Annotated in this window: 11 protein-coding genes; all 11 read right to left on the bottom strand. The window is 44.1% G+C overall.

The features are described from left to right. Positions 1–64 precede the first annotated feature (64 nt). On the bottom strand, positions 65–1,462 hold the full coding sequence (zwf, locus tag V8Q34_RS18970; RefSeq protein ID WP_335836113.1) for a glucose-6-phosphate dehydrogenase: 1,398 nt from the start codon (positions 1,460–1,462) through the stop codon (positions 65–67). Further along, on the bottom strand, positions 1,455–2,885 hold the full coding sequence (gndA, locus tag V8Q34_RS18975; protein WP_227244964.1) for an NADP-dependent phosphogluconate dehydrogenase: 1,431 nt from the start codon (positions 2,883–2,885) through the stop codon (positions 1,455–1,457). The genes zwf and gndA overlap by 8 nt, the downstream gene beginning before the upstream one ends. Positions 2,886–2,896: 11 nt before the next feature. Continuing rightward, complete coding sequence (locus V8Q34_RS18980; protein ID WP_227244961.1) at positions 2,897–3,874, bottom strand: beta-propeller fold lactonase family protein; 978 nt, start codon at positions 3,872–3,874, stop codon at positions 2,897–2,899. Between the two features lie 29 nt (positions 3,875–3,903). Continuing rightward, positions 3,904–4,599: a ribose-5-phosphate isomerase RpiA gene (rpiA, locus tag V8Q34_RS18985; protein ID WP_033140742.1), complete on the bottom strand. Its 696-nt coding sequence runs from the start codon at positions 4,597–4,599 to the stop codon at positions 3,904–3,906. Positions 4,600–4,933: 334 nt separating this feature from the next. Then, entirely contained in the window at positions 4,934–5,290 is a 357-nt protein-coding gene (locus V8Q34_RS18990; protein WP_335836114.1) for a molecular chaperone Hsp90, read from the bottom strand. Positions 5,291–5,379: 89 nt separating this feature from the next. Beyond that, a complete protein-coding gene (locus V8Q34_RS18995) occupies positions 5,380–6,081 on the bottom strand; it encodes an ABC transporter ATP-binding protein (protein WP_335836115.1) in 702 nt (233 codons plus the stop codon). A gap of 16 nt (positions 6,082–6,097) precedes the next feature. Next, a complete protein-coding gene (locus tag V8Q34_RS19000) occupies positions 6,098–8,488 on the bottom strand; it encodes an ABC transporter permease (RefSeq protein WP_335836117.1) in 2,391 nt (796 codons plus the stop codon). A 61-nt stretch (positions 8,489–8,549) separates the two neighbouring features. Further along, positions 8,550–9,581, bottom strand: a complete 1,032-nt coding sequence (locus tag V8Q34_RS19005) for an ATP-binding protein (RefSeq protein WP_033143124.1) — start codon at positions 9,579–9,581, stop codon at positions 8,550–8,552. Beyond that, entirely contained in the window at positions 9,571–10,266 is a 696-nt protein-coding gene (locus V8Q34_RS19010; protein ID WP_033143116.1) for a response regulator, read from the bottom strand. The genes V8Q34_RS19005 and V8Q34_RS19010 overlap by 11 nt, the downstream gene beginning before the upstream one ends. 832 nt (positions 10,267–11,098) lie before the next feature. Further along, the gene (locus V8Q34_RS19015) at positions 11,099–12,076 is read right to left on the bottom strand and encodes a hypothetical protein (protein ID WP_227244949.1); all 978 of its coding nucleotides are present in this window, start codon (positions 12,074–12,076) and stop codon (positions 11,099–11,101) included. 49 nt (positions 12,077–12,125) lie between these two features. Next, positions 12,126–14,042, bottom strand: a complete 1,917-nt coding sequence (locus V8Q34_RS19020; RefSeq protein WP_335836118.1) for a recombinase family protein — start codon at positions 14,040–14,042, stop codon at positions 12,126–12,128. Between the last annotated feature and the right edge of the window lie 65 nt (positions 14,043–14,107).

Genomic DNA, 14,107 nt, shown 5'->3' on the forward strand with positions numbered 1-14,107 from the left:
GTGCCGCCTTTACATATGAATATCCCAATCATATATTGGATAGACCCGCTGCCAAAGACACTTCTCAATCCAGCCAGAAATCCCCTGACATCTCCAGCATTTTTTCCGCTGCGCCAGGACCATAAGTCCCCGGCTCGTATTCATAGACGGGAAGATTCTTTTCATGATACCTCTTCCGTATGTCATCTACATATTTCCAGCTCGCCTCGATCTGATCCCACTGGGAGAACCAGAACCGCTCTCCTCTCACACAGGCACCCAGCAGCCTCTCGTATGCCTCCGGTGTGTTCATCTGGTTGATGAAGGAACAGCTCTGACAGAAATCCATTTTTGCCTGGGCGATCTCATCCTCCTCGCCGGGCTTTTTAATATTGAACTGCAGGTAAACACCCTCTGTGGGCTGTATCTTAATGTTCAAAATATTGGACTCCACCTGAGGCGCGGCGGATTTGAAGACCACAAGGACCTGCATCTCCCGATGTCCCAGCTTCTTTCCGGTCCGGATGTAAAAGGGCATGCCCCTCCATCTGTCGTTGTCCAGAAAGACCTTCAGGGCAGCATAGGTCTCGGTCACGGAATCCTCTGCCACCGCTTTCTCTTCCCGGTATCCCCTGTACTGCCCCAGGACCAGACTGTCCTCGATATTTTCCGGCGTATGCAGGGAGGACAGCACACGGATCTGTTCCCTGTGCATCTCCTCTCCTGCCAGCATCAGTTCCCCGGGCTGTTCCATGGCTACAATGGAAAGTATCTGAAACAGATGATTCTGCACCATATCCTTCATGGCTCCGCTGTGGTCATAGTATCCGCCCCTGGTCTCCACGCCCACTTCCTCCAGGGCTGAAATCTGTATGCATTCTATGTGCTCTGCATCCCACACACCTGAAAAGATAGGGTTGGCAAACCGTATGGTCTGTATATTCCGCACCATTTCCTTTCCCAGATAATGATCGATCCGGTAAATATGATCCGGATGGAAGAAATGCTCCATTTTCTCGTTCAGCTCTTTTGCTGCCGCCAGATTTTCACCGAAGGGCTTCTCCAGCACTACTTTTCCCCGGCAGGCATGCTCCACATGGACAAGCCCTGTCACAATGGAAGAGAAAAATCTGGGTGCTACTGCAAAATAGAAAATATGGCTGCCTGCCTCCATCTCTTTATAAAATGCATTGAGCTGTGCATAGGCCTCCTCATCTGTAAAGTCCATTTTATAGTATAAAATCCCTGCTGCCAGCCTGTCATAATCCTGCTCCGTGTAGGGAAGGCGGGCAAACTTTTCCACCCAGTCCCTGGCGATCATCCGGTACTGCTCACTGGTATAGTCCCTTCTACCGATGATGATCACCTGTCCCACGGATTCTGTTTTACTGGAAACCGACATATTGTAGAGTGCCGGAAGCAATTTTCGAAACGTCAGATCACCGGTCCCTCCGAAAATAGTAAACGTAAGTTTTTTATTCATATCCCTGCCCCCATTCATGGTGGAAAGTGCCTTCCCTGTCAGTCCGCTCATAGGTATGGGCACCAAAACAGTCCCTCTGTGCCTGAATCAGATTGGCCCCCACGGGCATTCCCCGGAATGCATCCAGATAAGCAGCGGCCTGGCTCATGGCCGGCATGGGAATGCCTGACAGGATACCGCAGGAAAGCACTTTTCGCAGGCTATCCTGGTTTCTGCTGATCTTATCCAGGAAAAATTCATCCAGGATCAGGTTGTTAAGTTTCGGATTCTTCTCAAATGCTCTTGTGATGTCATTTAAAAACTCTGCCTGGATAATACAGCCGGCGCGGAATATAGCCGCGATCCTTCCGAAATCCAGATTCCATCCGTATTCCGCGGAGGCATGAAAGAGCAGGTCAAATCCCTGTGCATAGGCCACGATCTTGGCTGCATAAAGCCCTTCCCTGACCAGATTTGCAAATGCCTCCTTCCGGGAGTCTGTTTTCGGCTCCGCCTCCATGATCTGGGGACCCGGGATGATTTTTTTCGCCTCGGCACGCTGTTCCAGCCGGTTTGACATAATCCTTGCATTGCAGGCCGCTGTGATCATGGATACATTCACGCCCTGTTTCAGGGATTCCAGACTTGTCCACCTTCCGGTACCTTTCTGCCCGGCACTGTCCACAATGTAATCCACAAGCTGTCCCTCTGAAAAATCGTCTGCCTCCCCGAAGATGCCCGCTGTAATGCCGATAAGGAAACTTTTTAATTCTCCTTTATTCCATTTTGAAAATTCCTCTGCCAGCTCCTGATTGTTAAACCCGCCTGCGTATTTTAAGAGCAGGTAAGCCTCTGCGATGAGCTGCATATCCGCGTACTCGATTCCGTTGTGCACCATTTTCACATAATGGCCTGCACCGTCCGGTCCCATGTATGCGCAGCAGGGCTCACCCTGGGCCTTTGCGGCGATTGCCTCCAGAATGGGCGCGACTTCCCGGTAAGCCCGGGCATTGCCGCCCGGCATAATGGACGGACCGAAACGCGCCCCTTTTTCCCCGCCGGAAACACCAACGCCGAAATAGTGGATGCCCTTTTTTCCAAGTGCTTCTGTTCGTCTTCTGGTGTCTTCAAAAAAAGAATTTCCACCGTCAATGAGAATATCCCCTTCTTCCAGAAGAGGCTCCAACTGGGCGATCACTGCGTCCACAGGTCTGCCCGCTTTTACCATCATCATGAATTTTCTGGGGCGTTCCTGTGATCCCACCAGATCTTTCAGAGTATAAAATGGGATGAGATTTTTATGGGGATGTTCCTTTATGACAGCTTCTGTCACCTCTTTACTTCTGTTATAGCCTCCTACCTGAAAGCCGTGATCCGCCATGTTCAGCGCCAGGCTTCTGCCCATCACTGCCAGGCCTATGATTCCTATATCTGTTTTCCGCATGGTGTGCCTCCTTATATTTCCTCCAGTATTACAGAAACCCCTTCCGGAATTTCCGCCTGTCCTGTTATTTTTACAATTTTTCCGCTTTTCAGGTCCCTTTTCATACTGACAAGACCACCCCGGTTCCTGTTTACTGCCAGTAGAAACTGTCCGTCCTCACTGAGGATAAAATCTCGGGGATGTTCTCCCTGGCTGGAAACGCGCTCCACCAGTTCCATACGTTCCCCGCCCACATACAATACAGCAATCTGATTGGTTCCCCGCAGAGAGATATACAGAAAACGTTCATCGCCAGATAAGCGGACAGCCGCAGCCGCACCTGCCTCCTTCTTAAGAAGGGGAAACGCCTCCAGGAGCTGAAACCTGTCTTCCCTCACCGCAAAGGAATATACTTCATTGCTCCACTCGCCGACGACCCAGAATCTACTGTGGGTCCTGTTAAATATCCCGTGCCTGGGTCCGCTCTTTTCCGGGAAAAGCAGCTCTCCGGCCTTTTCAAAATTCCTTTTCCTGTCAAAGTACAGGATTCTGTTTTGTGTCAGACAGGGAACAAGCATAAGCGGCCCATGAAATAAAATCTGATGGCAGCCTGCCAGGGGTGCTATGGCAATCTTCTTTACCGGACACAGTGCATCCTTTTCCCCGAACCTTTTTTCATATATCATGACCAGACCCTCATGATAGTTTGCGGTATACACATAAGTTTCATCCTGAAGGATATAGCAGGGCGTATGCGTCTCCCCCAAAACCTCTCCCAGAACCTTCGCTTTCCCCTCTGATATGTCTAAAAGACAGGTGCCTGCTGCCTTATCCTTTGCCACGGGAACTGCCATGGTGTTCTTGTACAGAGAAACCCATTTCGCATCCCCTGCCTCATAGAACAGTTCCGGCTGTCCTAACGCCCCGCTGTCTGTGTCGAATGTAAACCGGTATACGCCCCTGCTGTTTTCAGAAGCATATGTGCCTATAAATCCATTTGTGATTCCCATGTCTTCCGCCTCCTGACCTGCTGTTCTTCCTAAACTGCTCTATGCGGGTTTTCCATGACTTTGACCCCTGATGAAGTACCTGCCGCAATACGGCTGCACATCTGTCCAAAGTACCCGGTCTCCACAACTCCCGGCATATTGCGGATCTGCTCTGCCGCCTGGGAAATATCCGTATTTTCGGCAAACTGCACATCCAGTATAAAATTTCCGCTGTCCGTCAAATACGATTTTCCATCTCCCATGCGCAGGGCGGGAACTGCTCCCATATCTGCGATTCTGCGTTTTACAAAGGGCATACCAAAAGGAACGGTCTCCACAGGAAACGGAAACGCTCCCAGTCGTTCCACCAGCTTGCTCTCATCCATGATCCAGATGACTTCCTCTGCCCAGGAGGCAATGATCTTCTCCCTCAAAAGAGCACCGCCGCCTCCTTTGACCGCTCTGAACTCCCGGTCTATCTCATCCACGCCGTCAATTGCCAGATGGATCTTCCCTGCCTGCTCCGGTTCAAGAAGCGGTATCCCAAGGGACGCTGCCAGCTGCTCGGAATCCCTTGATGTGGCGATTCCGTAAAAGTGAAGTCCCTGCCCATACCTTTTCCCTGCTTCCCGTATCAGATAACGGGAGGTCGTCCCTGAACCAAGCCCGATCGTCATGCCCTCTTTGATGTAATCAGCCGCGGCCCGGGCTGCCTGCTGCTTTTGCTGCTCTTTTTTATGATCCATTTTCCCACCCCTTTTTGTTATTCCCCAAATGGATGAATCTCACTCTGCTGCTTTTGAGGTTAGATAAATTCATGTTGTTAATGTAATTATATTTGTTACAGTTATATTTGTCAATGTATTTTTATGTTTATATAGACAGAGCCATGCCCCTGTAAATGATATTGTCCATTTACAGGGACATGGCTCCACGGGATAAATACAAAAAATCAGAGCATCAATCGCCTCCGACTGATGCTCTTTGAAATTATTGGCTGTCAAAAATGTATTGGCTGTCAATCTGATATTCCCGGCTGTGTTGCCCGCCTTCGGTAATTCTGTGAAATGCGGTCACTGCTTAAAGCATCATATCCTTCTTTTCGAGAATCGCTTCAGCGGCTGCACATGCCGGGCAGTCACAGTATTTTGCTCCGGCTGCTTTGATCTCCTTCGCGTGTGCTGCAACGTTCTTCGCAGCATCAGCTCCGAAAACCTGTGCTCCGGCATCTGATTCTGCAAAAGCAATCAAGCCGTCAATGGGCATAATATCGGCTTCCAGCTCAGCAATGTATTTTTTCGTTTCTTCTGCCTCATTTTCCGTTCCGAGTGCATCCAGCCAGGCCTGAGCTGCTGTCTTTGCCTCACTGCTGCATGATGCTGCATCCATTAAATCGTGTGTTTTCCCAACAACAAAATCCAATACTTCTTTTTCCATAATTGACATACCTTCTTTCTTTTGGAATATCTATATTTTACCATAAAGGTAACGTAAATAGAAGGTATGGGAGATATTTAATATTTATTTTATACTCTGTCCTTACTGCTGCGGCCCATGGCCTGCTCATTCACAATTTTCCCGTCCTCGATGCGCACGATCCAGTCAGCAAGCTGAGCGATTTCATTGTTATGAGTGATCATCACAACCGTCTGATGAAACTTGCGGCTTGTTCTCTGAATCAGTCCCAATACACCGGCGCTGGTCTTACTGTCCAGATTGCCTGTTGGTTCGTCAGCCAGTATGATAGCAGGCTTTGTTACAAGAGCACGGGCAATCGCTGCACGCTGCTGCTGTCCGCCTGACAGATTGTTCGGCATACTCTCAAGCTTATCCTTCAGACCAAGCATGGTAACCACCTCATCCATATACCGCCGGTCCACCGTGTCCCCGTCCATCTCCACCGGAAGAATAATGTTTTCATAGACATTCAAAATGGGAACCAGATTATAATTCTGGAAGATAAAGCCGATATTTCGGCGGCGGAAAATAGTAAGCTGCTCGTCATTCATCACTGCCAGTTCCTTGTCCCGCACAGCTACGCTGCCGGATGTAGGAGTGTCTAATCCGCCCATCATGTGCAGCAGCGTAGATTTTCCGGAACCGGAGGTGCCGACTACAGCAACAAACTCCCCCTCTTCCACAGTGAAGTCTACCCCATCCAGGGCACGGGTGAGGTTCGACTGGGAACCGTAATATTTTTTTAAATCTTTTGTCTGCAAAACAGTCATAAAAACATCTCCTTTCTCATCCTCTTAAAAGTTCTATCAGTGAGGATTTCCTCTGGCGTCTTAATGCTCCCTCAGTGATTGCCAGTGAGCATAAAAGGATAACGATGCAGTAAATCAAAAGAATGCCAACCGGAAATTGATACTTTAAATACGTCATCAATTCCCGCTTCAAAAATCCGCACAAAATAAATCCCATACTACCTCCGGCCAAAATGGATAAAACCAATCCGGCCGCGGCAACCATCAATCCTTCGCAGCATATCATCCTAGTAAGCTGCTTCTGCGACATTCCTACGGAGCGCATAAGAGCAAATTCCTTTTGCCGTACTATAATCCCCGTTAAAATAGTGTTCAACAGGTTCATGACTGAAAAGCAGCCGATAAATATAACTGCAGCCGTAAGTGCAAAGGTTATACCCTGTAAAAAATTCTCGTTTTGAGCGATCGCATCCGATAAAGTCCGCAGGGACAAACGCGGTGCGCTTGTCAATATCTGTTCCATTTCCTTCTGCGCCTGCTGTTCCATGTTATCGGTAACACGGATCACATACTGGTAAGTAGTGTTGGACGCGGCGATCTTGCTTATGGAATCCATGGGGAGCAGCAGCATATCAATCTTATCGCCGTTGTTTCCGATTTTCTTTTGATCCAGCACCGCGGCGATTTCCAAGTCCATTTCCTTTACATCCGTTCCGTCGAAAATCTTCAGAGTGACGGATGAACCGGCTTCCGGCTGTCTGCCGAAATACTCTTCGAAATCATCCGGCCGGCCAACGAGCAGCTTATTTTGAGATGTCATTTCCTCATATTCCGGAATGGTATCTCTTGAGGCACACGACTTTATTAAGTCCATATCCTCCTGTCCGAAACCGACAATAGCCGCATCGGATTCCTGTGCCTGCAGATTCCCGGACACCGGAAGATTGGAAATAACGGATATTTTCTCAATTCCGGAAACATGACTGAAAGAGCGGTATATTTCATCGGTAAAAGGACTGTTTTTCTGAATGGCTTCCAGAGAGTTCTCCCGCAATTCCGAATTTTGGATGCCAACGTAAAACTGCCCCATAGAAAATCCGGACAAAGACATATCTCTTGCATTGATCGAAGATAGAACGGAAGACACACTGAATAACAGAATGCCTGTCAGAACTAAAGACGCTATGGACAGCATGTTCTTTTTCTTGTTGCGTAAAATCTGCCTCTCTGCCAGAAAAACCGGGGAAATCTTTTTCCTTTTATGCATATGGAGTACGGGAATTTCTGCCTCGAAACGGTATGCCTCTATGGGAGATACGGCTGCGGCAATGGCTGCCGGTTTTTTTATGGATAACCGAACGGTAAAAAAGACTAACACACCGGCCAAAGGGCATACCCAGATCAAGCTGCCAAAACGGAATCCCTGCGGTATCAACAGATAAGATACGATTATTCCCGCTGCCATACCGATGGGGACAGCAGTCAGGGACAGCGAATTTCCCTCTTTATATACGAGCCGCTTGATTTGTCCCTTTGTCATGCCGATTGTCCGCAGCTGTCCATAATCTTTGATCGCATTGATAATGGAAATGTAGAAAATACAATAGATCACCAGCACCCCTGCCATAATAACAACAGAAAGCCCAAAAAGAGCAGCAGCGGTCATCCAAACAGAGGGATGGCTCAGCTCTATATAGGCCTCGTTGAAAGATGGCGCTTGTTTGATCCCTGCATCCCTGCAAACCTGTGTAACCACATTGTGGATTTCCTCATCTCCTGATGCATATTGGGAAGTAAGACGGATCATTACCATGGGGGAAAGTGTGTTCCACCCATCTGCTGCATTAAAATAATCCACCGACAATATAGCTGCATACAGGGAACGGTCGGTTCCCCCTGCACTTGTTTTCAAAAAACCGGAAACAATAAATTCTTCCTGTCCGTTTTCTGTAGGAAGGGAAATAGAATCTCCGATTCCAGCGTCAATCCCCCGGTTCAGCAGATATTCTTTTTCGATCACTGCCTCATCCGCCTGCTCCGGCATTTTTCCCTCAGAAACTGACAAACCGTTAAGGATAAGGCTGTCCCTATTTGTACAGGAAATATTCAGATGCGTGTCATTGTCTGAAACACTTCCCAAAGAAGCATTAAAACCTAAAAGTTCTATGTGGCTGTCTCCTGCTAAGCGTTCGTACTGCTCCTGTGTGACGCCCGTAACCAGTGCATGGTAAGAACCGGTGATACTGTTCCCGCCATTCCTATTAACTGTCTTAATCCCTGAAACTAAGAGTAATACCGCAGTCATAAGAAATGTTGCCAATGCAATCGCAAAAACAGACAGGCCCTTCTTCAATTTGTCATGTTTCAGATGCGCGGAAGCAATCCTCTGTATGGCGGCACTGGTATCATTGTCAAATGGTAATGTCATGACCATCAACTCCTTTCTCCCATAGCCTAAGGCTCAAATGTTGCAGAAATGTCCCGCCCGTTCATCTTTGCGGCAGGAACATCGAAAAGGTAGAGCCTTTGCCGGCATGGGAGCTTACGGCAATGTAACCGCCCTGCATGGTAATGATCTCACGGGCAAGATACAGGCCGATTCCAATCCCCTCCACATCATGTACGGACTCTTCCCTGTAAAACCGTTTGAAGATTGCTGCCTGTTGGTTCTCCGGGATACCCCGGCCCGTATCTGCCACATCTATTTTCAGATACATTTCCCAGTTCTGTACTGTCACATGTATACTGCCGCCATCCGGCGTGTATTTTACCGCATTGTCCAGCAGGTTAAACAGAGCCTCCGAAGTCCAGCGGCTGTCATGGCAGACCAGCAGATCCTCCGGACATTCTACGGACAGTTCGATCTGTTTTTTCTCCATGGAGGCCAGAACACCGTTAATTGCCGTCACCAAAGTTTCCCCGATTCTTGTATACTTCTTTTCCAGAGTGATCACACCTGTTTCCAAACGTGAGGTTTTTACCATGGCCTGTATGAGAAAGTCCAATTTTTCAATCTGACTTTCTGATGCCTGCAGAAATTCTCTGCGCTGTTCTTCAGAAATAGAACGCGTCAGCAACGTTTCATTAAGCATTTTTAAATTGGCAATGGGTGTTTTTGTTTGATGGGAAATATCTGATACCAGTGACTGCAGCTCGGATTTTTCTTTGGCAGTGACAGCCCTGTTTTGCTGCATCACATGATAGAGTCGTTCCAGACGGAAACTGATCCGCGCCAGTATGGTTTCCGCCTCATAATCCGTCTGCGGACGGGTAGTGCTGTTCATCATATCATCCAGGGTCCGGCACAGGTTGTCCGTAAAGAGTGCCAGCTTTCTTTGAAAATAACAGAGGAATACCGCGCCCCACAGAAGAAGGGCTGCTGTCAGTATAAGGCCATAGAAAACCAGATACAGATTCCGGGTTGTCAGGTACAACACCAGCAGAAAGAAAGCGGAAGTCAAAACTGCTCCGAAGGCAGCACACCGTATAAAATTCTTTACTGATAATTTTTCAACTTTTATTCTGCTCACCACCCATCCACTGATACCCCATACCGTAGGCTGTTTTAATATATTTGTGCCCCTTGGCCTCAATCTTTTTACGAATACGGCTGATAATGGATACAAGCGTATGCTCCTCCACAAAATCCCCGTCAATATCCCACAGTTTTTCTAAAATCTGCCGCTTTGTCAGAATAATGCGGGGATTCTTCACAAAAAGAAACAGCGTACGGTATTCCTTGGGCGTAAAATCCAAAGGCTGACCTCCCAGTGCTGCACTCTGCTCTGAGAAATCTATCTTTAGATGTCCATCGTCAAATACATCATGCTGCGGTGCCCGCAGTTCCAGATTGGCGAGAACTGCTGCTACCTTTTTGCATAAAACCATTACGGAAAACGGCTTTGTCACATAATCGGCCCCGCCGGCACGATAACCTTTTAGCATATCACTTTCTTTATCATTGGCGGTTATAAAAATAATATAAGTGTGTTGACCCCTTCCCCGGATCTCTTCGCATAAGTCAAGGCCGTTTCCATCCGGTAAGTTGATGTCCAGCAGGGCAATGTCAAATTCTATTTCTTTTATATACTGTACTGCGTCACGATAAGTATGCACGGATGATACGTTAAATCCATCTGATGTCAAATTGAAATTGAGTGTTTTATTGAGGAGTTTATCATCTTCTGCAATTAATATTTTTCTCATTCGATACCTCGCTTGTATTATATTGACGATTATAAATTTTAAAGCTGAAATATTGCGGAAATGTCCTAAAAGTTTTTTGACTCTCTTGTTTTTATTTACTGTATATATAAAATGAACATGACCTTTTCTCTATCCTGACTGATATAAAATGGGGGATATAGTAAACACACTGCTATTCTTAAAATGAGTAATTTGCGGGCATGCAAAAAACATTCTCCCAAGAATACGTTTACTGCATTTGTACAAAAAAAATGGGATGTATATACTCATCCCATCTTTACGTTCCTTATCCATCGACCAGTTTTAAATCATGTAATCCTTAACGACTTAACTTGACCATTTGTGGAAACAGACAACACAGTCATTATTCATCTGAAAGCCTACAGCAATATCTATCGGGCGTCCCTCTATGAAGCTGAATACTTATTTATGTTTTTTAAACCCTTCGAATTCGAGGGATTTAAAATCAGGATTATGTAACCTCTCCCATAATCCCAAGAATTCTATGACGTCACGACTTCTCATCCAATTCTATATTACCGCCGCTGGATCATCACTTTATATCTGGCTGTATCCGTCAATGATATAAATTCATTTTCAAAATCTTGTGTATAAATTGCAATATCGATTCTATTTGCATGAATTGTATCTTCATTTGCGGGACAAAAGCACAACACTCTCCACATGCGGTGAAATATAGTTTTTATACTACATGGTGAAAGTATCTTCTTACCCTGTCTACTAGATTTACTCTTCAATTATAATAAAATAGTTGCCTAGTTTGAATGCCTAAACTCTAATTTCCGCTCTCCTTTTTCTCGATATAAAAATCTTAAATTTTCATTCGAAACACCTCTGAAAATAAAGCTATTTTATTTTTTACTATAGGATCTTTTTCAAAATCGTTAATAGTTTTTAACAACTCTGGATCATCACTATCTCCTTTTATTAAATTAAAGCCAACCCCCATTGTAACAGTATAAGCCGACTCAAACACTTCCTCAAGCAACCATGCATTCCTCAAAAACAATGCCAAATAACCAACCAATTCTTTCTGTCCCCAAACAGTATCAATATCAAATCTTTCATCCATAGTTAAGCCATGAGCAATTTTATTTCTTTGGGCTAAGAACAAAGTTAATGCATAGTACACATCTTCATCTATTTCAAATCTTTCTTGTATCAGCTTAATTAGCTTGCCAAATGTCAATTTTCTTTTCCATAGACTTGTTACTTCTTTTATAGAATATTCTCCATATCTTTCATTACCAATAGCAAAAATAAAAGAATCTGTTATGTATTTTTCTATTTTGTGAATTGCAGTTATACAAATACCAATCATATTGTCAAGTGTACTTCTCATTCCTTCATAACTAACATTTGAAATATTAGGGAATTTATCTCCAGTTAATTCTGCAAGTTCTTTCATAGCCCTAACCCCAACCGGATATATACTATTTGTAGATATTACAAAATCATTTATCAGAATTTCTTCTTTTTCCTCTATCATTCTATACTCGGCACCTAATAAATCTAATAGCCATCTATCCGCATAGTACGGCCATGCAATTAAATTATCTATATCTAAATATTTATTATAATCATGTTTTTTTGACCAATCTCGAAATTTACTATTAGCCAACATTTCATATTCGTCAGGAATATCCATAATTCTAGTAACCTGCACTTCCTGATCCTCAAAACCATTTGCATCTTTTTCAATTCTTTTAGCACTTCTTGAATTTTTCGCCACAACAAAGCAATCTTCCAAACCGTCTGAAGTAACCCAATATAATTTCCATTTATTCATAACAAAACCTCCTCACTCAAAATAAAAGCATCCACTGTATGCAATCACCTCAAACTTGTACTCTTTTACCAAAACGTTCATTTCCCTTACCCCACCATGGTAACCGGAAACATATTCCCCCCATCACCCACAAAAACACACTTACATATCCTCTCCAAATCACCGAAATCCTTTGATTTACTGCCCCTTCCGCTCCAGCAACACCACGGTCTCCACATGTGTCGTTACTACTATCGGAACACATTTTATCAACCTCGTTGCTGTCATGTGAACACAATTCGTCAGTCCTATGTCGTCCTCTTGCATTTTTTCTTTGTGGTTTAAATTTAGCACCATCTACACTATTCTTCAAGCCCGTTTTATAAACAAAAGTCAACTGTGCAGGGTCAACATTTCCGTTTTCATCAAGTCCACCTACAATTACTTTTTCAACAATGCTTTCAAACACATAGCGGTCAAATTTGTCAAGAACCTCATTCTGTTCCAAAGTTTTCTTAAACTCTTTCAAACGTTTTTTTATGTCCTTTTCATTATCTGATGTTTCTTGTAATTTCTGTCTTTCTTCAACAAGCTGTTCTTGTTTACTTACTAAGTCAGCATATTTGCTTTCGTAGGTTTCCTTATCAATAACTTCTTCCAGACGCATATCCACAAGTTTACTCTTTTTCTTCTCTAATGCGTCTATCTCTTTTTCTGCTTTTGCAAGTTGTTTCGACACCGCACTACTACTAAGCGTATCGTCCATTCTCTGCAAAAATTCTTCCAAAACATCTTTATTATCATCACATAACAAACGATAACTTTCTACAAATGCTTCTTCAATAGCTGTTTCTGGAATACCTTTGCTATGCTTACAGAATTTTTTGCCTTTCTTCGTAGCCGTTACACATTGCCATATAACTTTGCTGTACTGTGAACTGCTGTGCCAATTACGCCTTGTTAAAGTGCCACCGCAGAAACCACATTCCAGCATACAACTGAAAGCATATTTCCTGCTATATTTTTCTCTCTTTGTGTTACCCTCTCCAATCTTTCCTCTATTAACATTTCTTCTGGCAAGAATTTCTTGTGCTTTTTCAAAAACTTCTTCGCTAATAATCGGTTCGTGATGATTGCGAATATAGAATTTATCTTCTTCTCCGAAATTCTCCAATCTCCGCTTTGAAATCGGGTCTACTGTAAAAGTTTTTCCTAACAATAAATCGCCCTTATATTTCTCATTCTTAATAATGCCAATAACTGTTGATTGTACCCATGTAGAACTTCCATACTTTGTTTTATATCCCAAGTTTTCAAGTTCATGTGCAATAACAGAACCACCAGCACCCTCAATATACCGATTGAAAATATAACGTACAATTTCTGCTTCTTCTTCATTCACGGTAATTGTTTTTGTATCTTTGTGATAATCATATCCAAGACAACCTTGAAAACCAACCAGCTCTCCCCGTTTCATTTTCATTTTCAAACCCTTTTTTACATTAGCAGATATATTTTCAACTTCCTGCTGTGCCACAGAACTAAGTACCACTAAAAGCAATTCTCCGTCCATAGTTAAAGTATTGATTTTCTCATCTTCAAAATATACTGCTATATTGCGTTCCTTTAACATACGAACATATTTTAAAGTATCTAGCGTATTTCTTGCAAATCTGGAAATAGATTTTGTAATAACCATATCAATTTCTCCATTCATGCAATCATTTATCATACGCTGGAAATCTTCTCTTTTAGCCACTTGTGTACCTGTGATTGCTTCATCAGCATATATGTCCGCAAGTACCCACTCTTTATTTTTCTTAATCATGTCTGTATAATAGGCTACCTGCGACTTATAACTGTTTAGCTGGTCTGCACTATCTGTACTAACCCTGCAATATGCACCAACACGCATAAGTTCAATCTTTTTTCCTCTTGTACGAGTTTGCAAATCGTTCCTTGCTTTGATTACTTCTACTTCTTTCACAGAACCACTCCTTTTATATTTGCGTTTTGTATTCCCTTTGTAGTGTTATTATATAATATTCAAAT

The organism is Blautia sp. JLR.GB0024, assembly GCF_037000545.1.
Classification (GTDB): domain Bacteria; phylum Bacillota; class Clostridia; order Lachnospirales; family Lachnospiraceae; genus Blautia; species Blautia celeris.

What these genes read in the sequence shown, in the direction of transcription:
- zwf (WP_335836113.1), bottom strand. Translation starts at nt 1,462, where the DNA reads ATGAATAAAAAACTTACGTTTACTATTTTCGGAGGGACCGGTGATCTG.
- gndA (WP_227244964.1), bottom strand. Translation starts at nt 2,885, where the DNA reads ATGCGGAAAACAGATATAGGAATCATAGGCCTGGCAGTGATGGGCAGA.
- V8Q34_RS18980 (WP_227244961.1), bottom strand. Translation starts at nt 3,874, where the DNA reads ATGGGAATCACAAATGGATTTATAGGCACATATGCTTCTGAAAACAGC.
- rpiA (WP_033140742.1), bottom strand. Translation starts at nt 4,599, where the DNA reads ATGGATCATAAAAAAGAGCAGCAAAAGCAGCAGGCAGCCCGGGCCGCG.
- V8Q34_RS18990 (WP_335836114.1), bottom strand. Translation starts at nt 5,290, where the DNA reads ATGGAAAAAGAAGTATTGGATTTTGTTGTTGGGAAAACACACGATTTA.
- V8Q34_RS18995 (WP_335836115.1), bottom strand. Translation starts at nt 6,081, where the DNA reads ATGACTGTTTTGCAGACAAAAGATTTAAAAAAATATTACGGTTCCCAG.
- V8Q34_RS19000 (WP_335836117.1), bottom strand. Translation starts at nt 8,488, where the DNA reads ATGACATTACCATTTGACAATGATACCAGTGCCGCCATACAGAGGATT.
- V8Q34_RS19010 (WP_033143116.1), bottom strand. Translation starts at nt 10,266, where the DNA reads ATGAGAAAAATATTAATTGCAGAAGATGATAAACTCCTCAATAAAACA.
- V8Q34_RS19015 (WP_227244949.1), bottom strand. Translation starts at nt 12,076, where the DNA reads ATGAATAAATGGAAATTATATTGGGTTACTTCAGACGGTTTGGAAGAT.